19 protein-coding genes and 1 riboswitch are annotated in these 18,231 nt (G+C 67.9%); of the genes, 8 read left to right on the top strand and 11 right to left on the bottom strand.

The features are described from left to right. Positions 1-14 precede the first annotated feature (14 nt). From CFB49_RS17430 to CFB49_RS17415, 4 genes are all read right to left on the bottom strand, one after another. On the bottom strand, positions 15-1,223 hold the full coding sequence (locus tag CFB49_RS17430; protein WP_089491878.1) for an MFS transporter: 1,209 nt from the start codon (positions 1,221-1,223) through the stop codon (positions 15-17). 97 nt (positions 1,224-1,320) lie between these two features. Then, positions 1,321-1,506: a DUF1289 domain-containing protein gene (locus tag CFB49_RS17425; RefSeq protein WP_089491877.1), complete on the bottom strand. Its 186-nt coding sequence runs from the start codon at positions 1,504-1,506 to the stop codon at positions 1,321-1,323. 2 nt (positions 1,507-1,508) lie between these two features. Further along, complete coding sequence (dmeF, locus tag CFB49_RS17420) at positions 1,509-2,498, bottom strand: CDF family Co(II)/Ni(II) efflux transporter DmeF (protein ID WP_089491876.1); 990 nt, start codon at positions 2,496-2,498, stop codon at positions 1,509-1,511. A 12-nt stretch (positions 2,499-2,510) separates the two neighbouring features. Further along, a complete protein-coding gene (locus CFB49_RS17415) occupies positions 2,511-2,786 on the bottom strand; it encodes a metal/formaldehyde-sensitive transcriptional repressor (protein ID WP_069619013.1) in 276 nt (91 codons plus the stop codon). A gap of 115 nt (positions 2,787-2,901) precedes the next feature. Then, a riboswitch (yybP-ykoY riboswitch) is annotated at positions 2,902-3,070 on the top strand. A gap of 68 nt (positions 3,071-3,138) precedes the next feature. Here CFB49_RS17415 and CFB49_RS17410 point away from each other — a divergent pair. Then, a complete protein-coding gene (locus CFB49_RS17410; protein ID WP_089491875.1) occupies positions 3,139-4,149 on the top strand; it encodes a sodium:calcium antiporter in 1,011 nt (336 codons plus the stop codon). A 94-nt stretch (positions 4,150-4,243) separates the two neighbouring features. On the opposite strand, the gene CFB49_RS17405 is transcribed toward CFB49_RS17410, so the two are convergent. The 6 genes from CFB49_RS17405 to CFB49_RS17380 all read right to left on the bottom strand — a co-directional run bounded on the left by CFB49_RS17405 (position 4,244) and on the right by CFB49_RS17380 (position 11,838). Further along, the gene (locus CFB49_RS17405) at positions 4,244-4,612 is read right to left on the bottom strand and encodes a copper-binding protein (RefSeq protein ID WP_069619015.1); all 369 of its coding nucleotides are present in this window, start codon (positions 4,610-4,612) and stop codon (positions 4,244-4,246) included. After that, complete coding sequence (locus CFB49_RS17400) at positions 4,609-7,815, bottom strand: efflux RND transporter permease subunit (RefSeq protein ID WP_089491874.1); 3,207 nt, start codon at positions 7,813-7,815, stop codon at positions 4,609-4,611. Before CFB49_RS17400 ends, CFB49_RS17405 begins: the two co-directional genes overlap by 4 nt. Beyond that, positions 7,812-9,335: an efflux RND transporter periplasmic adaptor subunit gene (locus tag CFB49_RS17395; RefSeq protein ID WP_089437036.1), complete on the bottom strand. Its 1,524-nt coding sequence runs from the start codon at positions 9,333-9,335 to the stop codon at positions 7,812-7,814. The genes CFB49_RS17400 and CFB49_RS17395 overlap by 4 nt, the downstream gene beginning before the upstream one ends. A gap of 11 nt (positions 9,336-9,346) precedes the next feature. Beyond that, positions 9,347-10,639 carry a TolC family protein gene (locus tag CFB49_RS17390; RefSeq protein WP_089491873.1) on the bottom strand — a complete coding sequence of 431 codons (1,293 nt, stop codon included), beginning with the start codon at positions 10,637-10,639 and terminating at the stop codon, positions 9,347-9,349. 91 nt (positions 10,640-10,730) lie between these two features. Further along, positions 10,731-11,117, bottom strand: a complete 387-nt coding sequence (locus CFB49_RS17385; RefSeq protein ID WP_089491872.1) for a hypothetical protein — start codon at positions 11,115-11,117, stop codon at positions 10,731-10,733. 88 nt (positions 11,118-11,205) lie between these two features. After that, complete coding sequence (locus CFB49_RS17380) at positions 11,206-11,838, bottom strand: glutathione S-transferase C-terminal domain-containing protein (RefSeq protein ID WP_069619019.1); 633 nt, start codon at positions 11,836-11,838, stop codon at positions 11,206-11,208. 136 nt (positions 11,839-11,974) lie between these two features. On the opposite strand from CFB49_RS17380, the gene CFB49_RS17375 reads away from it, so the two are divergent. From CFB49_RS17375 to CFB49_RS17360, 5 genes are all read left to right on the top strand, one after another. Beyond that, positions 11,975-12,355 carry a winged helix-turn-helix transcriptional regulator gene (locus tag CFB49_RS17375; RefSeq protein ID WP_089435889.1) on the top strand — a complete coding sequence of 127 codons (381 nt, stop codon included), beginning with the start codon at positions 11,975-11,977 and terminating at the stop codon, positions 12,353-12,355. Between the two features lie 18 nt (positions 12,356-12,373). After that, entirely contained in the window at positions 12,374-12,748 is a 375-nt protein-coding gene (locus CFB49_RS17370; protein ID WP_089491871.1) for a hypothetical protein, read from the top strand. 40 nt (positions 12,749-12,788) lie between these two features. Continuing rightward, positions 12,789-12,944: a hypothetical protein gene (locus CFB49_RS36345; RefSeq protein ID WP_176730212.1), complete on the top strand. Its 156-nt coding sequence runs from the start codon at positions 12,789-12,791 to the stop codon at positions 12,942-12,944. A 283-nt stretch (positions 12,945-13,227) separates the two neighbouring features. Beyond that, on the top strand, positions 13,228-14,112 hold the full coding sequence (locus tag CFB49_RS17365) for a helix-turn-helix transcriptional regulator (protein WP_089492764.1): 885 nt from the start codon (positions 13,228-13,230) through the stop codon (positions 14,110-14,112). A gap of 135 nt (positions 14,113-14,247) precedes the next feature. Further along, on the top strand, positions 14,248-14,838 hold the full coding sequence (locus CFB49_RS17360) for a GNAT family N-acetyltransferase (RefSeq protein WP_089491870.1): 591 nt from the start codon (positions 14,248-14,250) through the stop codon (positions 14,836-14,838). A 41-nt stretch (positions 14,839-14,879) separates the two neighbouring features. On the opposite strand, the gene tam is transcribed toward CFB49_RS17360, so the two are convergent. Beyond that, positions 14,880-15,665 carry a trans-aconitate 2-methyltransferase gene (gene tam / locus CFB49_RS17355; RefSeq protein ID WP_089491869.1) on the bottom strand — a complete coding sequence of 262 codons (786 nt, stop codon included), beginning with the start codon at positions 15,663-15,665 and terminating at the stop codon, positions 14,880-14,882. A 139-nt stretch (positions 15,666-15,804) separates the two neighbouring features. On the opposite strand from tam, the gene CFB49_RS17350 reads away from it, so the two are divergent. Continuing rightward, positions 15,805-16,695: a LysR family transcriptional regulator gene (locus CFB49_RS17350; RefSeq protein WP_089491868.1), complete on the top strand. Its 891-nt coding sequence runs from the start codon at positions 15,805-15,807 to the stop codon at positions 16,693-16,695. Positions 16,696-16,840: 145 nt separating this feature from the next. Further along, positions 16,841-18,124, top strand: a complete 1,284-nt coding sequence (locus tag CFB49_RS17345) for a cystathionine gamma-synthase family protein (RefSeq protein ID WP_089491867.1) — start codon at positions 16,841-16,843, stop codon at positions 18,122-18,124. The last annotated feature ends 107 nt before the right edge of the window (positions 18,125-18,231 follow it).

Here is an 18,231-nt window from a genome sequence, read left to right as displayed (position 1 = left end):
CGCCGCGTGCGGCGCTAGCGATTCCGCGCGGCGGCGAACGACGTGCGAACGCACACGAGCAGCACGATGGTCGCCGCGCTGAATACGGCCCCCGCGTAGAACGTGGCCGCGGCGCCGGCCCGATCCCACAGCACGCCCGCGACGGCGCTCGAGACGAGCGTCACGATGCCGCTGATCAGGTTGAACACGCCGAACGCCGTGCCTCTCAATTCGGCCGGCGCGGCCTGCGCGACCATCGTCGCGAGCAGCCCTTGCGTCATCCCCATATGGAGCCCCCACAGCGCGACGCCGACGAGCACGGCCGGCCAGTGCGCGCCGTGCGCCAGCACGATGTCGGCGGCGATCAGCAGCACGAGCCCGATCGCCATCAGTTTCGTGTGGCTCGTCGTATCGGCGAGCTTGCCGAACGGGTAGGCGGACAACGCATACACGACGTTCATCGCGACCATCACGAGCGGCACGAGTGCGACGGGCACGCCGCCGCCCATCGCGCGCAGCACCAGGAACGCCTCGCTGAAACGCGCGAGCGCGAACACGCCGCCGACGGCCACGACCCACCAGTAGCGGGCGCCGAGTTGCGCGACGACCGCGCGGCGGATCGGGTTCACGCCCTTCTCGCCCGGCGCACCAGCCGGTTCCTGGATGCCGAACGCGAGCAGCGCCACGGCCAGCACGCCCGGGATCACGGCCAGCCAGAACGCGAGGCGGAAATCGTCGCGCCACACCAGCATGATGACGACGGCCAGCAGCGGCCCGAGAAACGCGCCCACCGTGTCGAGCGACTGGCGCAACCCGTACGCGGCGCCGCGCAGGTGAACGGGCGTGACGTCGGCGACGAGCGCATCGCGCGGCGCGCCGCGAATCCCCTTGCCGATGCGGTCGACGATCCGCGCGGTCACCACGACGCCGATCGTCGGCGCGATCGCGAACAACGGCTTGCTGAGCGCGCCGAGCGCATAGCCGGCCACCGCGAGCCATTTCCGATTGCGCAGGTAATCGCTCAGCGTGCCGGAGAACACCTTGACGACCGGCGACGTCGCCTCGGCGATCCCTTCGATCACGCCGATCGTCGTCGCGCTCGCGCCCAGGCCCGCCATCAGGAACATCGGCAACAGGCTGTGGATGATTTCGGACGACACGTCCATCAGCAGGCTGACACAGCCGAGCACCCACACGCTACGCGGAATCTGCCGAAGAATGCCGGTCGATGCGTCGGTCTGCATGGATCGCTCCCGGTTCAGGCATCGTGATGCCGAATGCCTGTGATGCTACCGCATGCTCGCGACCCTGATCGCAGACCGAGGCGCGCGTGCGCGCTTGCTATTGCGCCGCGTCGCGCCGTAGCTTCGCCTGTCGGCGCGACCGGTCGTTCAGTATCTGGTGCCGGCGATGGTCGGTCCGCTTCTTCCAGTCGCGGGCCTCATCGCGCGTGCGCAGGCAGCCGACACAAAAGCCCGTTCGGCCGTCGAACGCGCACAGGTCGATACACGGCGATTTCGCGGCCACGATCAGGCTGCCTTCGCACGCGTCATCACTTCGACGGTCACGTGCGACACGCCGTCGAAGCGCGCGAGCAGCGCATGGTAGAAACGCGCGTCGCGCGCGGCGTCGCCCGATTCGACCGACACGATCGCGCTCATGTGCCCGGGGCCCACGCGCCATACATGGAGGTCGTTGACCTTGTCGCCGAGCGCCTCGATCGCACGGCGCACGTTGTCCGTCAGCTTGCGATCGACGTTGACGTCGAGCAGGATCCCGCCCGTGTCGCGCATCAGCCCGTACGCCCAGTTGGCGATCACCAGCGCACCGACGATGCCCGCGAGCGGGTCCATCCAGACCCAGCCGAACGCGCGCGCGAGCAGCAGGCCGACGATCGCCAGCACCGACACGGCCGCGTCGGCGATCACGTGAACGTAGGCCGACCGGATGTTGTGGTCGCGATGCGCGGCCGAGTGCGAACCGTGATCATGGTGTGTGTCGCCGTGGTCATGATCGTGGTCGTGCGCATGATGATGATGACCATGCCCGTGATGGTGATCGCCGCTCAGCAGCCACACGCTCGCAAGGTTCACGGCAAGCCCCAGCACGGCGATCGGAATCGCTTCGTCGAAGTGGATCGGCACCGGCGCCAGCAAGCGCGCGATCGCCTCATAGCCGATCAGCATCGCAATCATCGCCAGCACGATCGCGCTCGTGAAGCCGGCCAGGTCGCCGAGCTTGCCGGTGCCGAACACGAAGCGCGGATCGTCGGCGTGCCGGCGCGCATAGGTATAGGCCAGCGCGGCGATCAGCATCGCGCCCGCGTGCGTCGACATGTGCAGCCCGTCGGCGACCAGCGCGAGCGAGCCGAACAGCGTGCCGCCGACGATCTCGGCGATCATCATCGCCGTGCACAGGCCGATGACCATCCACGTCTTCCGCTCGTTGCGGGCGTGTGCTGCGCCCAGAAACGCGTGGCTGTGCGCGCCGCCGGCCGACGTGCGGTTGAATTCGTTCATGTCGCGGTCCGGTTACTTGAAATAGCTGTGCACGACGTCGATGAGCTGCTCGGTCGCGCTGCCCTCGTGTGCGTCGGCCGTATCCGCATCGACGAGATGCGACCGGATGTGGTCTTCCAGCACGACGGCCAGCAGGCCGTTCATCGCGCCGCGGCAGCTCGTGATCCGTTGCAGCACGTCGTTGCAGCCACGCTCTTCCTCCAGCGCGCGCTCGATCGCTTCGACCTGCCCCTTGATACGGCGCACGCGGTTCAGCAGCTTCTGTTTCTCGCGAACGGTATGACTCATCGATGGCTCTCGGATAGGGTAGGGGAGTATATCTCCGGAAGATTTCCCCCATAGGGTAGAGGGGTATATTTTTCCAGACGAACGCTTGTCGAACGAAAACCGCTCGGCTAGACTGTTTTTCGTCTTTGGGGAGTAGCCTGCTTTCCGTCACCGGAAAGCGGACGCGTCAACACACTCGGCCCGCGGCCGTGGCGCGTTCGGCCTGATCGGCTTGGCGAGACCATCGGCACATCGCGTCGTTCCTGGTCGGACGCCGGCGGATGTGTCATGGTTCGTCAGCGTCCGACCACGGAGTCCCCATGTTCCTTTCCGCTCGCCTCCCTCACGCCACCGCCGCCCGCGGAGGTGCCGCATGACCTTCATGTTCGTCGAACTGGCGTTCATGCTGATCGTCATCCTCGTCGCCGCCGAAATCTTCACCAATGCGCTCGAACATCTCGGCGAACGCCTGAAGATTTCCGAAGGCGTGACCGGCTCGCTGTTCGCGGCCGTCGGCACCGCGCTGCCCGAAACGATGGTGCCGCTGCTCGCGCTGGCCGGCGGCACGTCGAACCAGGCCGTGAACGAAGAGATCGGCGTAGGCGCGATTCTCGGCGCGCCACTGATGCTCGCGACGCTCACCACGCTCCTGATGGCGCTCGCCGTGATCCGCTCGCGCGGGCTGCGCGGCACGATCGCGCCCGAACGCACGGGCTTCGTGCGCGACATGAACACCTTTCTCGCCGCATTCTCGCTGGCGACCGTCGCGATGTTCGTCCCGCATCACAACTGGGCCGTGCGCGCATTGCTCGCCGCGATGCTGGCCGGCCTCTACGTGATGTATGTCGTGCTGACGTTCCGCGCGTCGACCGGGCTCGTCGACGCCGGGCACGGCACCGAGGCGCCGCACGCGATGTTCCTGTCGCGCGTCGGCCTGCCGACCACCCTGTCGACGATCGTGCTGCAACTGCTGATCGGCGTCGCGCTGCTGGTCGGCGGCGCGAAGGGCTTCATTCACGGCGTGGAAGGCGTGTCGCACGCGCTCGGCGTGTCGGCGCTGCTGCTGTCGCTGATCATCGTGCCGATCGCGACGGAACTGCCGGAGAAGGTCAACAGCGTGCTGTGGATCCGCCGCGGGAAAGACACGCTCGCGTTCGGCAACATCACCGGCGCGATGGTGTTCCAGGGCACGCTGCTGCCGGCGATCGGCATCATGCTGACGCCGTGGGAGCCGCGCCCCGAAGTGCTGACCGGCGTGATCGTCACGCTCGCGGCGGCGGCCTGGCTCCGCATCCATGCGCGCACGCGCGGGCTCGCGATCTGGGCGCTGCTCGCGAACGGTGCGGGTTATGCGGGGTATCTGGCGCTGACGCTGACGCGCTGAACGCCGGTCGGGCGCGCCGGCCGGCGAACCCGTCGGCGCGGCGCGTTTCATGGCGCCGGACGCGGGCGACGGCAACGCCCGCGCATCCGGACGATCAGGAACCCTTGACGAGTTTGACGATCGTCAACGTGCCGTCGACCTTCTCGATCCGCACCCTGACCTTGTCGCCCGCATGCGCTTGCGCGAGCATCGCCGCATCCTTCGCCTTGAATGCCATCGTCATCGGCGGCATCCCGACGTTCTCCAGCGCGCCGTGCTTCAGCGTGATCTTGCCGCTCGCGGCATCGACCTTCTTCACTTCGGCGTCGGTCAGCGCGGCGTTCGATTCCGCCGCGCCGTCCGACGACATCTTCATGCCGGACATGTCCATGCCCGACATCTCGCCGGCGGCAAACGCCGGTACCGCGAAAGCACTCAGCGCGACGACAGCGGCTGCAGTGGCGATCAATTGATTCATCTTCATCGTGATTCTCCGGTGGGAAGGGATGGCACGTTCGTGCCGGAAGGAACTGCATCGGAATGCCGCGTGGGGCCCGCGCTTCGCGCACGACGGCGTTGAAGCAGAAGCCACGCGGCGGGAATGACGAACATCGACAGGAGCGGCGCCGTGACCATGCCGCCGACCATCGGCGCGGCGATGCGCTGCATGACTTCGGAGCCGGCGCCGTGGCCGAGCATGATCGGCACGAGCCCGGCGAGCACGACGGCGACCGTCATCGCCTTCGGCCGCACGCGCAACACCGCGCCTTCGCGAATCGCGTCGAGCAGCAACGCATCGGTCAGCGGTTCGCCGGCATCGAGCCGGCGCTGCAGCGCGCCCTTCAGGTACAGCAGCATCACGACGCCGAATTCGGCGGCCACGCCCGCCAGTGCGATGAAACCGACCGACGTCGCGACGGACACCGCATGGCCGAGCGCCCACACGAGCCAGAACCCGCCGACCAGCGCGAACGGGACCGTCGACATCAGCAGCAGCGCGTCGGACGCGGAATCGAACGTGACGAACAGCAGCACGAAGATCACGACGAGCGTGACGGGCACGACGGTGCGCAGCGTCGCCGCCGCGCGTTCGAGGTACTCGAACTGCCCCGACCACGCGATCGAATAGCCCGGCGGCAACGCGACCTGTTGCGCGACGGTCTTCTGCATCGCACGGACGGCCGTGCTCAGGTCGGTACCGCGGAGATCGACGTACACGTAGCCGGACAGCCGTGCGTTCTCGCTGCGGATCATCGGCGGCCCGTCGGCGATCGCGACGTGCGCGACGTCGCCGAGGCGGATCTGCGCGCCGCGCGCGGTGACGATCGGCAGTTGCCGCAGGTTCTCGAGCGAATCGCGAATCTCGCGCGGATAGCGGATGTTGATGGGGAAGCGCTCGCGCCCGGCGATCACTTCGCCGACATCCTCGCCGCCGATCGCCGACGATACGACCGACTGGATATCGGCCACCGACAGCCCGTAACGCGCGGCGGCGAGCCGGTCGACGTCGACGTCGACGTAGCGGCCGCCGTTCAGCCGTTCCGCGAGCGCGGACGTCACGCCCGGCACGCGCTTCACGGCCGCCTCGACCTGCGTCGCGATCGCGTCGATTCCCGCGAGGTCCGGCCCGGAAATCTTCACGCCGACCGGCGTCTTGATTCCGGTGGACAGCATGTCGAGCCGGTTGCGGATCGGCGGCACCCATACGTTCGACAGCCCGGGCACCTTCACCGTCCGGTCGAGTTCGTCGACGAGCTTCTCCGGCGTCATGCCCGGCCGCCACGCGCTGCGCGGCTTGAAGCGGATCGTCGTCTCGAACATCTCGAGCGGCGCCGGGTCGGTCGCCGAATCGGCGCGGCCCGACTTGCCGAACACCGTGTCGACCTCGGGCACGGTCTTGATCAGCCGGTCGGTCTGCTGCAGCAGTTCGCTCGCCTTGTCCGCCGAGATGCCCGGCAGCGCGGTCGGCATGTACAGCAAATCGCCTTCGTCGAGCGGCGGCATGAATTCGCCGCCGAGCCGCGACAACGGCACGGCCGTCAGCACGAGCGCGACGACCGCGACGCCGATCGCGGCCCACGGGCGCCGCAGCGTCGCTTCGAGCAGCGGCCGGTACAGGCGGATCAGCACGCGGTTGATCGGGTTCGCGTGTTCGTGCGGAATGCGGCCGCGCACCAGATAGCCCATCAGCACCGGCACCAGCGTCACCGACAGCCCGGCGGCGGCGGCGATCGTGTAGGTCTTCGTGAACGCAAGCGGCGCGAACAGCTTGCCCTCCTGCCCTTCCAGCGAAAACACCGGAATGAACGACAGCGTGATGATCAGCAGCGAGAAGAACAGCGCGGGTCCGACCTCCGCGGCCGACGCCGCGACGAGTTCCCGGCGGCGTGCGGCCGTGATCGGCTCGCCGGGATGCGCGCGGTCGTACGCTTCCAGATGCTTGTGCGCGTTCTCGATCATCACGATCGCCGCGTCGATCATCGCACCGATCGCGATCGCGATCCCGCCGAGCGACATCAGGTTCGCATTCACGCCCTGGTAGCGCATCACGATGAACGCGGCCAGCACGCCGAGCGGCAGCGACAGGATCGCGACCAGCGCACTGCGCAGATGAAACAGGAACACCGCGCAGACGATGCCGACGATGACGAATTCCTCGATCAGCTTGTCCGTCAGGTTGTCGACCGCACGCACGATCAGTTGCGAACGGTCGTAGGTCGTGACGATCTCGACGCCCGGCGGCAGCGAGCGCTTCAGGTCGGCGAGCTTCGCCTTCACCGCGTCGATCGTCGTCAGCGCGTTCTTGCCCGAGCGCATCACGACGACGCCGCCCGTCACCTCGCCCTGCCCGTTCAGTTCCGCGATGCCGCGCCGCATCGCCGGGCCGACCTGGATGCGCGCGACGTCGCCGAGCAGGACCGGCGTGCCGGTGTCGTCGGTGCGCAGCACGACGTGACGAAAATCGTCTAGCGTGCGCAGGTAGCCGGACGACCGCACGATGTATTCCGACTCGGCCAGCTCGACGACCGAGCCGCCGGACGCCTGGTTGGCCTTGCCCAGCGCCTCCGCGACCGCCGCCTGCGTGATGCCGTACGCGCGCAGCTTGTCCGGATCCAGCACGACCTGGTACTGGCGCACCATGCCGCCGATGCTCGCCACTTCCGATACGTCCGGCACGGCCTTCAGCTCGAACTTCAGGAACCAGTCGTTGAGCGCGCGCAGTTGGCCGAGATCGTGACGGCCGGTGCGATCGACGAGCGCGTATTCGTATACCCAGCCGACGCCGGTCGCATCGGGCCCAAGCGACACGGTCGCGCCCGCCGGCAGCCGGCTCTGCACCTGGCTCAGGTATTCGAGCACACGCGAACGCGCCCAGTACGGATCGGTGCGGTCGTCGAACAGCACGTAGACGAACGCGTCGCCGAACGACGAGTACGCGCGCACGGTTTTCGCGCCCGGCACGCCGAGCAGCGTCGTCGTCAGCGGATAGGTCACCTGATCCTCGACGACCTGCGGCGCCTTGCCCGGATACGACGCCTTCACGATCACCTGCGTGTCCGACAGGTCGGGCAATGCGTCGAGCGGCGTCTGTCGCAGCGAATGCACGCCCCATGCCGCGAGCAGCACGGTGGCCAGCAGCACCAGAAACCGGTGATGGACGGACCAGTGAATGATGCGCGCGATCATCGCTCGCCTCCCTGCGGCTCGACCTTCGTCAGCCGGTAGCCGTCGTCGGCCTGCGTGAACGCGAAGCGCACGGTCTGGCCCGGCTTCACGTCCGGAAACGCGTGCGCCGACGGCTTGCCGAACGCCATCGTCATCGCGCCCCAGCCAAGCGCCGGCACCGGCTGATGCGAGAACGTGATGTCGTCGGCCGTGACCTTCTCCACCTTGCCGGTGGTTTCGTAGACCGGCGCGGTTGCCGTCGCGGACGACGCGGCCGAACTCACCCCTGCCGCCCGCGCGAGCCGCGGCAACACGCTTTTCAGGCTGGCTTCCGAATCGATCAGGAACTGCCCCGACGCGACGACCGTGTCGCCTTCGTTCAGCCCGTCGAGCACTTCCGTGTCGCCGCCGACGTCGTTGCCGACCGTCACCGACACCGGCTGCAGCCGGCCGTCGCCGTGCTTCGCGATGACGATCGTGCGCTGGCCGGTCGCGATCACCGCCTCGGACGGCACGAGCAGGCGCGACACCGTCTCGTTCGCGGCGACCCGCACGCGCATCAGCATGCCGGGCGTGAGCTTCAGCGATGCGTTGTCGATCTCCACGCGCGCCTGCAGCGTCCGGCTGCCCGTGCTGATGCCGGGCAGCACTTCGCGGATGCGTCCGCTGAAATGCCGGGCCGGATCGCCCGCGAACGTCGCGTCGACCGACATCCCCGGCTGCACGTTCAAGGCGAGCGCTTCCGGCACTTCGACGATCAGCCACAGCGTCGACAGCCCGGCGATCTTCACGAGTGTCTGACCGGGCGCGACCGTCGCGCCGTCGCGCACGTTCAGCTCGCTGACGACGCCGGTTTCCGGCGCGCTCAGCACGACGTGCGTCTGCGCGCGGCCGGTGCGGTCGAGGGCCGCGATCATCCCGTCCGGGATCGACAGCGCCCGCATCCGTGCGCGCGCCGCATCGAGCAGGCTGCCGTCCATCCCGCCGCGCTTCAGCGCGAGATACTCCTCCTGCGGCGCGAGCCAGTCGGGCACGAACAGCGATGCGACCGGCGCGCCCTTCGCGATGCGCTGCATCGGCGCACGCGCGTACAGACGATCGATGTAGCCCGTCACACGCGACTGCACGACCGTCGCGCGCGCTTCGTCGAACTGCGTGGTGCCTACCGCGTCGAAGCCGGCCGCCGTCTGCTGCCGACGCACGGTCGCATAGCGGATGCCGAGGTTCTGCTGCAGGCCCGGATCGATCCGGATGCCCGCCGCGGCACCGCCTTCGTCCGCATAGACCGGCTGCAACTGCATGTCCATGAACGGCGATTTGCCCGGTTTGTCGAAGTGCTGGTTCGGCACCATCGGGTCGTGCCAGTACAGCACCTTGCGTGCGGCCTGCTGCGCCGGCGCGTCCGACGGCGCGGCGGCGGGCATGGCGCGCGGCGCCGCGTCGTCCGCAGCATGGCGAACGCCCGCGAAATAGCCGGCGCCCGCGAGCGCCGCACCGGCGGACGCGATCAGCGCCGCACGCATCAGTGATTGCCTTGTCATGAGCGTCTCCTTCACTGCGCGGCGGCCATCGCCGACGGCACGACCTGATATTCGAGCTGCGCCCAGGTCTGCGAGACCTCGCGCCTGAGATCGAGCACCTGCAACTGCGCATCGAGTTGCGCACGCCGCGCGGCGAACGTGTCGGCGAGCGACCCCGTGCCGGCCCGGTACGCGGCCGTCGCGAGCTGCACGCGCTGCTCGGCGGCCGGCAACAGCGCGGCGCCCAGCTGCGCGATACGTTCGCGGCCGCTCGCCAGCGTGTCGGATTGCGTGCGGATGTCGGCCTGTACCTGGCGCAACGTGTCCTCGTACATCAGGCGCGCCTTCGTCGCGAGCGCCGCCTTTTCGGCGACGTCGCGGTTCTGGCGATTCTTGCGATCGAGCGGCAGCGGAATGGAGACGCCGATCGACACCATGTTCGAATACGCGCCGCCGCGCTGCTGGTATGCGATTTCCCATGTCCAGTTGGGGTTGCGCTCGCTGGTCGCGACCGCGGCGTCGGCTTCGGCCACCGCGATATCGTTCGCGGCGGCGACGAGTGCCGGCTGCGACAGGCGCAGCTCGTCCGGCGGCAACGACGATACGAAGGATTCGGGCGCGGGCGGCGTACCTGCCACGTCCGTCACGGGCGCCGCCGTCCAGCGGCCCAACGCGACAAGCGCGGTGCGATACGCCTGCTGCGCCTTGAGCACCTGGTCCTGCGTCCGAGCGAGCATCGCGCGGGCCTGCACGACGTCGCCCGCGCTCGCCTTCGCGCCGCGATACGACGCCTGCGTCGCGTCGAGTTCATGGTTCATGTGACCGAGCAGCGCCTGCTGAAGCGCGAGCGCCTGCTTCGCATAGACGGCATCCAGCCACGCCGTCGCGGTCTGCCGGCGCACGGCCGCCAGTTGCACGAGATAGCCGGCGCGCTCGCGGCCGACCTGTTCGTCGGCCAGCGCGGTACGCAGCCGCCGCTTGTCGCCGGACACCCATTCCTGCTCGATGCCGATGCGGCGCATCGTCATGAAGTCCTGGCCGACGGTGAAGCGCTGCCCGCCGTTGACCGGCAGGTTGTCGATACCGGCCTTGAGCATCGGGTCCGGCAACTGCCCGGCCCTGACGGCCGCTTCGGAACGCGCGAGCACGGAAGCCTGTGCGGCCTGCATCGACGCGGAACGATCGGTGGCGGCCTGTAGCGCGGCGTCCAGCGTCAGCGGCGCCTGCTGCGCGTGAACGGCGCCGGCCACCAGCAGCGCGGCCCACGGTACGGGCGCGCGCCGACGTGCACGCGGCATGCGCCGCGTGCGGAAAGCGAATGACATGGTGTAACCCCAAATCGGAACCCAAAGGGATTCCACGTCCTGCGCGCAGGACGAACCTCACCGCGTACGCGGCGAACCGGTCAAATCGGGATCAGCTGATGCGTGGCGGGCGCCACAACCCGTTCGGGTCGCGAGCCGGGACGGACTGCGTGTAGTGGAAGACGATCGTGCTGGCGAATGCGGCGGGACGGCTGACGTCGGCGCGGGCGGCCGGGTGGTAGAGACTGCCGAACTGGCATTGGGCCGTCACCTTGCAGGCCGTGCCCTTGGCTTTGGCCTTCGCGTGATCGGCGGAGGACGGCTGCATCGAATCGCAGCCGTTCATGTCGGCGGACATGGCCATGTTCATGCCCGTATCCGCCTCCATCGACATCGTGTGCTGCATTGGACATTCACCGGTCAGGCCGCTGGCTGCCAGCCCAGTGATGGGCAGCACCGCGCACAGCAGCAGCAGGATGAAGGTCCGAAACAGTTTCATGGCGGCGATTATAGCGCGGGCCGCAGCGGCATGGCGCTGCGTCGCGACGGCGAAACGACGCGCCTTCCCGCGCCACGGCCGCCGCGCGTCATCGCAGCAGGTTGTCCGCCGCCAGCACCTGCTGCACCGCCGGCCGCGCGCGCACCCGCTCGTACCACGCACGCAGATGCGCATGCCGGCTCAGGTCGATATCCGCGTTGTACACGGAACGCATCCAGTCGGCCTTGCCCCAGCCGGTCAGCGCGAACAGGTACGCATCGGCGACCGTGAACGTGTCGCCGGTAACGAACGTCCTGCCGTCGAGCTGGCGGTCGATCCACGCGAAGCGACCGTCGAGCTTCTGCCGTACGGGCTCGACGTACTTCCCCGCCTGCACCGCATACAGCAGCGGGATGAACCCCTTGTGGATCTCGGTGCCGAGAAAGTTCAGCCATTCCATCAGCCGGTAGCGCGCGAGCGTGCCGTAAGCGGGCGCAAGCGCAGCCGCCGGGCGCTGGTCCGCGAGATACTGGGCGATCACCGGCCCTTCGCGCAGCATCGTGCCGTCGTCGAGCTCGAGCAGCGGCACGTAGCCGAGTTCGGTCACGTCGTAGTAATCGCGGCCGCCGTCGACGACATGCTTGCGCGCGTCGACCTTGACGATCTCGGCGTCGAATCCGCCTTCGCGCAGTACGATGCAAATAGCCTGCGAACAGCTGCCGGGAGCGTGATAGAGCTTCAAGCGTTTCCTCCGTGGGTTGTCCATGTATCGATTCGCCGCGACGCGGGCGCTAATATCTCGCATCGGCGCAGCGCTGGGAAGACGGCAGTCGTTTGTGCCGTAGTCACAAAAAATTTACCGACCAGGATTCGGCACGATGAAAACGAGTGCGACAGGTTGTTCCGTTGAAGAAGCGATGCGCCTGCTCGGCGGCCGCTGGCGGCTGCTGCTGGTGTCGTATCTGCTCGACGGGCCGCGCCGCTTCAGCGACCTGCGGCGCGACATGCCGGGCATATCGCAGCGCATGCTGACGCTCGACCTGCGCGCGCTGGAAGACGCGGGGCTCGTGCGGCGCACCGTCTATCCGGAAGTGCCGGTGCGCGTCGAGTACGATCTGACCGCGGACGGCGACCGGCTGCGGCCGGTGGTCGACGTGATGCGCGAATTCGGGCTGTGGCTGAAGGCGCGCGACGCACAGGCCGACGCGATGCTCGACGCCACGGCTGCGACCGAAACGACGATGCACGCTCACAAATAACGCCTTCAGCAGGAATCGATGCTCAGGGAACTTCACGCTACCGTCGGCGCGGCCACGCCCGATCTCGACGATGACGAAAGCTTCGCCAACATCTACTGTCACGATGCGGAGCAGGACTATTGCTTTGCGCTGTCGCGCTTTCCGGACGACACGCTGATCGAAGTGATGGTGCGCGACCAGCTCAACGTACGCGTCAAGGATCTGTCGGTGCGGCTGACCGACGATACGATCAACGTCGAGATCGAGCCCGGCGTCGCCGCGCGCCTCGACGGCCAGACGCGTTATGTGATCCATCTCGCGCCCGGACAGTACGATCCGGTCACGCTGCGCGCCGCGCTGAAGGAGATCTTCGTCGGCAAGAACGGCTATCGCGACGACAGCACGCACGGCTGACCGGTCGCCTGCGCGCGCTCCTTCGCCACGACAACCGCTCATGACACGCTTCGCGCGATTCCACCCGCTTCCCTGTGTCGCCGCGCTGCGGGGCGGCACGGCGGGGCACGCGACCACCTACATCGCCGCGATGGCGCTCGCCGGTAGCCTGTCGTACGGGCTGCTCGTCGGCAAGGTGGAGCGTATCGACGCATAGACGCACACGAAAAAGGCGCAGGCGCACCGACTCGTTTACACTGCCCCGGTATACCCTCTTCCGGGTGACGCGCGACGTTTTACGGGGCGAACGGATCGACAGGACGCCTGCCGGCATTTCCCGCTGATGGCGTCCTTCGCGGCAAACGCGGGAATCCAGCCGCTTCAACGGCCGGCCCCGCTGATAACGGGCTTGCGGCCCCCTTCCGACGGCAAGCCGAACCCATGCTTTTTTCGTATCAATGGAACGCGCGTCACGGGCGGAACAGGCCCTTGGGAACCGCATGCTGCTCAACGTGAACGCCATCCACCGCGACGACGATCGTGTCAACCTATCGTTCAAGGCATTGGGCGAGCTGATCGAGACGGTCGGCACGCCGCACTTCGTGCCGCGCCTCACGCAACTGCTGAACGACGTCGTACCGCTCGACGTCGCGCACGTCGAACGCTCGCGCGTCGATGGCACGATGCCCACAGGCTATCGTTGCGAATGGATCGGCAGCAGCGGCATCGGCGCCGCGGCCACCGACATCTCCGACGTGATGACGCTCTACTACGAGCGCTTTCTCGACAGCGACCCGCTGTTCGCGGGGCTGCGCGGCAAGACGGGCACGATGCTCGTCGTGCGCGACGTCGCGGCAATCCCGCCCGGAGAATTTCGCCAGCGGCTGTTCGACGACGTGCATATCGGGCATGAATGCGTGCTCGCACGCGGCACCCGCTATTCGCAGCATTCGATCGCGCTGGAGCGCGGCCGCGACCGGCCGCCGTTCACGCTCGCCGAGATGAACCGCTTCCGCAGCATCAGCGACATGCTGTTTCCGCTGCTCGAACTGCATGCGTCGACCACCGCCGCGCGGCGCATCGCGCACGCGACGCCCGACCTCCATCCGCTCGCGCAGTTCGATGCGCGTCTCGCGGCCGACGGCGTGAAGCTGTCGAAGCGCGAATACGAAACCTGCAAGCATCTGCTCTCGGGCAAGACCGTGCCGGAAACCGCCGGCATTCTCGGCGTGCGCGTCGCGTCGGCCGAGTCGTACGTGAAGCGCGCATTCGCGAAGCTCGGCGTGCGCACGAAGCGCGAACTCGCCGCGTGGGGTTCGGCCACCGCCGTGCTCCCCGCCGCCGGATCGCGCGACGGCGGCGCACCGCCGGCCATCCCGCGCTGACCCGAGCCGCCGCGTCGGCGTCCCGGCGCAGTGAACGAAGCAACGACAAGGACGCGATACGGCGCGCATTCATCGCACCGACGATCGCATCACGGATACCATCACGTCATCCCGCCGAAGACAGGACACCGACCTATGGACCGAGTCGAACACATCAGCATCGAACCAACGCTCGCGCTTGCCGCCGACGAGCTGAACGAATCCGATTTCTCGTTCGACATCGCGTGGGAATTGAATGCGCCGTATCAGGACTTGCTCGATCTTCGCGCGCTGCCAGCGCGGCGCAAGGACTACGGCTTCGATCCGGCTGGCTGGGCGAGCGAAGCGTCGGGCCGAACGGCGCTGTTTCGCGCGACGGCCGGCGAGCGGCTCGCCGGGTTTGTCGCGATCGAGGAAAGCTGGAACGGCATGGCCGAGATCGCGGAGTTGGCCGTCGACCGCCACTGCCGACGCCAGGGCATCGGGCAGCTCCTGCTGGCGGCCGCGGAAGCGTGGGCGCGCAGCCACGGGTTCAGCTTCATCCGGCTCGAAACGCAGGCGAACAACGTCGCGGCGTGCTCGACGTATGCGCGCGCGGGCTTCGCGCTCGGCGGCCACGACCGCTTCCTGTACGCCGGTGGCGAGAACGCCGGGGAAGTCGCGCTGTTCTGGTACAAGGACCTGCGCGACGGGCAGACCGCGCGAAGCCGCACGGTCGACCCGGCATCAGTGCAGCCGGTGCGCTGACGCGCCGCCATTCGTCGCGTCAGCGCAATGTCACTGCCGCGTTACTTGCGCGTCGCCACGATGAACAGGCGCGGAAACGGCAGCAGCACAGCGCCGTCGTCCTGCACCGGATAACCATCCGGCCCGGCCAGCGCATCGCGATAGCGCGCGACAAACGCGCGCTGCTCGGACGCGTCGAGCGCCGCGAGGAACGGCCGCAATGCACTGCCCTTGAACCATTCGACGACCGCATCCGCGCCGCCGCGCAGCAGGTGGTAATAGGTCGTGCGCCACACGTCCACGCGCGAACACAGCGGCGCGAGCAACGCATGGTAATAGCGTGCATCGAACCGCTCGGTGCGCGCCGCGCCTTTCAGCTTGTCGGCCCACGGCCCGGCCGCGGCGACTTCGCGCATCAGCCGATGCGCCGGTTCGTCAAGATTGTCGGGCATCTGCACCGCGAGATGGCCACCCGGCGCGAGGCGGCCGACGAGCATCGGGAACAGCGTGTCGTGCGCGGGCACCCATTGCAGCACCGCATTCGACAGGATCAGGTCATAGCCGCCCGGGTCGTCCCAGGTCGTGACATCGGCAAGGTCGAAACGCAGCGCCGGCAGGCGCTTGCGCGCGGCCGCGATCATGTCCGCCGACGCATCGATCCCGTGGATCGTCGCGTCCGGTGCGCGTGCGATCAACGCTTCCGTCGAATTGCCCGGCCCGCAGCCGATATCGATCGCGGTGCGGATCGGTGTATTCGGCACGGCGGCCAGCAGATCGCGCACGGGGCGCGTGCGTTCGTCCTCGAACTGCACGTATTGGTTAGCGTATTGATCGAGCGGGGTCGTCACGATAGATCTCCTTGTCGGCATGAGCGGCCGCCGCGCTTCCGCGTAAGGGAATGCCGCAGGCCGCCGATGCAGCGCATTCTGCGACGGCCGGCGACATTCAGTAAAATGAATTTAATATCGTGATTGATTCAAAATTCTGATGAAGATCGATACGCTCGGTGTCCAGGCTTTCGTCGCGATCGCCGAGGGCGGCAGCTTCAGGCAGGCAGCCGATACGCTGCACGTCACGCAAACGGCGATCACGCAGCGGCTACGCAAGCTCGAAGCGTATCTCGGCGTCGCGCTGGTCGAACGCACGACGCGCCGCACCACGCTGACCGAGATCGGCCGGCGTTTCCTGCCGCAGGCGCGCCGGCTGCTGAACGAACTGTCCGACGCATTGACCGAAATCCGCGAGACGGGCCTGAGCCAGCGCGGCGACGTCACGATCGCGTGCGTGCCGACGGTCGGCGTGCAATACCTGCCGCGCATCCTGCGCGCGTTCTCCGGGCACCGGCCGCACGATCGCGTGAAGATTCTCGATCATGCGTCGGCGTCGGTGCTGCAGGCGGTGCTGCGGCGCGAGGCCGAATTCGGCATCAGCATCGCCGGCGACCAGCACCCGGAACTCGTCAGCGTGCCGCTCACGCACGATCCTTATGTGCTCGTGTGCCGCGACGATCATCCGCTCGCGAAGCGGCGGCGCATCCGCTGGACGGCGCTGCAGCCGCATCCGCTGATCTTCGCCGGCGAAGTGAGCGGCAATCGCGGGCTGCTCGAAGGCGCGCTGAAGACGAGCGGTGTGTCGCTGCATTCGTTCTACGAGGTGCAGCGCAGTTCGACGGCGCTCGGGCTCGTCGCGGAAGGGCTCGGCGCGGCCATCGTGCCGAAGCTCGCGATCCAGAAGAATGCGTATCCGATGATCCGCACGATCGAGCTCGTCGAGCCGTCGGTGTCGCGCACGCTCGTGCTCGTCATGCGGCGGAACGCACAACTGTCGCCCGCCGCGCGGGCGCTGTACGACATGATCGTCGAGCGGGCCGCACCCTGACGATAGTGTCAGGGGTGCGTCACGAAGCAGCGCCTTCGGGGTAGTATCGCCACACGCGGTCGCGACGACCGGTGCCTACCCGGCGCCGCACGCGTCATGCCGCCGCTGCAACGGCTGTTCCTCACCACCCCGCACGGAGCACTGCATGGCCTATCGCAACTACCACAAGCGCAAGATTGCAGACCGGGAACTCCATCCCGAAACCCAGATGATGTCGTACGGTTACGATCCGTTCCTGTCGGAAGGGTCGGTGAAGCCGCCCGTGTTCCTCACGTCGACGTTCGCGTTCCGCACGGCCGAGGACGGCGCCGAATTCTTCGACGTCGTGGCCGGGCGCAAGCCTTTGCCCGAAGGTGAAAGCGCGGGCCTCGTCTACAGCCGGTTCAATCACCCGAACCTCGAGATCGTCGAGGATCGCCTCGCGCTGCTCGACGATTCCGAAGCCGCCGTCGTGACGTCGAGCGGCATGTCCGCGATCGCCGCGATCCTGCTGACGTTCCTGCGGCCGGGCGACTGCGTCGTCCAGTCCGTGCCGCTGTACGGCGGCACCGAAACGCTGATCTCGAAGTTCCTGCCCGAGTGGGGCATTCGCTCCGAGGTAATCGCCGACGGGCTGTCCACCCGTGCGATCCGCGCCGCGCTCGAAGCGGCCGCGCAGAAGGGGCACGTGCGGATGTGCTACATCGAGACGCCCGCCAACCCGACCAACGCGCTGTTCGACCTCGAAGGGCTGCGCAGCGAGATCGATGCGTTCGAGGCTCGCCACGGCTATCGCCCGCTGTCGGTCTGCGACAACACGCTGCTCGGGCCGCTGTACCAGAAGCCGTCGCGCCAGGGCATCGACCTGAGCGTGTACTCGCTGACGAAATACATCGGCGGGCATAGCGACCTCGTCGCCGGCGGCGTCACCGGCACCCGCGCCCTGATCACGAAGATCCGCTCGTTCCGCAGCACGCTCGGCTCGCAGCTCGACCCGCATTCGTCGTGGATGATCACGCGCTCGATGGAAACGCTCGTGCTGCGCATGCAGCAGGCCGCGCGCAGCGGCAGCGCCGTCGCGCGCTGGCTCGCCGACAATCCGTATCGGCCGGTGCGCGTGCTGCACCCCGAGCTCATCGACGATCCGGCCTACCAGGCCGTCTACCAGCGTCAGTGCAGCGGGCCCGGCTCGACGTTCGCGTTCATCCTCGACGGCGGCCGCGAGCAGGCCTTCAGGTTCATCAACCACCTGACGCTCTTCAAGTCCGCGGTCAGTCTCGGCGGCACGGAGTCGCTGATCTGCCATCCGGCGTCGACGACGCATTCGGGCGTGGCGGCCGAGGCGCGCGCCGCGGCGGGCGTGTCGGAAGGGTTGATTCGCGTGTCGGTCGGGCTCGAACATCCGGACGATCTGATCGCCGACCTGTCGTACGCGCTGGAGCATTGCTGATACGCGTGGCATGCGCCCCGTGCGGGTTCGTACGGAGCCGGTCCCCGCCGGCGCGGAGCGGGCATTCAGCGATGCCGCCCCGCGCCCGATGCCGACGCCCGGATACC

This window comes from Burkholderia sp. AU17457, from assembly GCF_002223255.1.
GTDB lineage: Bacteria > Pseudomonadota > Gammaproteobacteria > Burkholderiales > Burkholderiaceae > Burkholderia > Burkholderia sola.
The sequence above is the reverse complement of the archived record's forward strand: the minus strand, read 5'-3'. Positions and strand labels throughout refer to the sequence as shown.

Bases quoted from the DNA above. Each gene is read 5' to 3' on its own strand.
- CFB49_RS17405 (WP_069619015.1), bottom strand. From the start codon at position 4,612: ATGAAGATGAATCAATTGATCGCCACTGCAGCCGCTGTCGTCGCGCTG.
- CFB49_RS17430 (WP_089491878.1), bottom strand. From the start codon at position 1,223: ATGCAGACCGACGCATCGACCGGCATTCTTCGGCAGATTCCGCGTAGC.
- CFB49_RS17390 (WP_089491873.1), bottom strand. From the start codon at position 10,639: ATGTCATTCGCTTTCCGCACGCGGCGCATGCCGCGTGCACGTCGGCGC.
- CFB49_RS17350 (WP_089491868.1), top strand. From the start codon at position 15,805: ATGAAGATCGATACGCTCGGTGTCCAGGCTTTCGTCGCGATCGCCGAG.
- CFB49_RS17395 (WP_089437036.1), bottom strand. From the start codon at position 9,335: ATGACAAGGCAATCACTGATGCGTGCGGCGCTGATCGCGTCCGCCGGT.
- CFB49_RS17370 (WP_089491871.1), top strand. From the start codon at position 12,374: ATGCTCAGGGAACTTCACGCTACCGTCGGCGCGGCCACGCCCGATCTC.
- CFB49_RS17375 (WP_089435889.1), top strand. From the start codon at position 11,975: ATGAAAACGAGTGCGACAGGTTGTTCCGTTGAAGAAGCGATGCGCCTG.
- CFB49_RS17345 (WP_089491867.1), top strand. From the start codon at position 16,841: ATGGCCTATCGCAACTACCACAAGCGCAAGATTGCAGACCGGGAACTC.
- CFB49_RS17365 (WP_089492764.1), top strand. From the start codon at position 13,228: ATGCTGCTCAACGTGAACGCCATCCACCGCGACGACGATCGTGTCAAC.
- CFB49_RS36345 (WP_176730212.1), top strand. From the start codon at position 12,789: ATGACACGCTTCGCGCGATTCCACCCGCTTCCCTGTGTCGCCGCGCTG.
- CFB49_RS17360 (WP_089491870.1), top strand. From the start codon at position 14,248: ATGGACCGAGTCGAACACATCAGCATCGAACCAACGCTCGCGCTTGCC.
- CFB49_RS17415 (WP_069619013.1), bottom strand. From the start codon at position 2,786: ATGAGTCATACCGTTCGCGAGAAACAGAAGCTGCTGAACCGCGTGCGC.
- CFB49_RS17400 (WP_089491874.1), bottom strand. From the start codon at position 7,815: ATGATCGCGCGCATCATTCACTGGTCCGTCCATCACCGGTTTCTGGTG.
- CFB49_RS17385 (WP_089491872.1), bottom strand. From the start codon at position 11,117: ATGAAACTGTTTCGGACCTTCATCCTGCTGCTGCTGTGCGCGGTGCTG.
- CFB49_RS17410 (WP_089491875.1), top strand. From the start codon at position 3,139: ATGACCTTCATGTTCGTCGAACTGGCGTTCATGCTGATCGTCATCCTC.
- dmeF (WP_089491876.1), bottom strand. From the start codon at position 2,498: ATGAACGAATTCAACCGCACGTCGGCCGGCGGCGCGCACAGCCACGCG.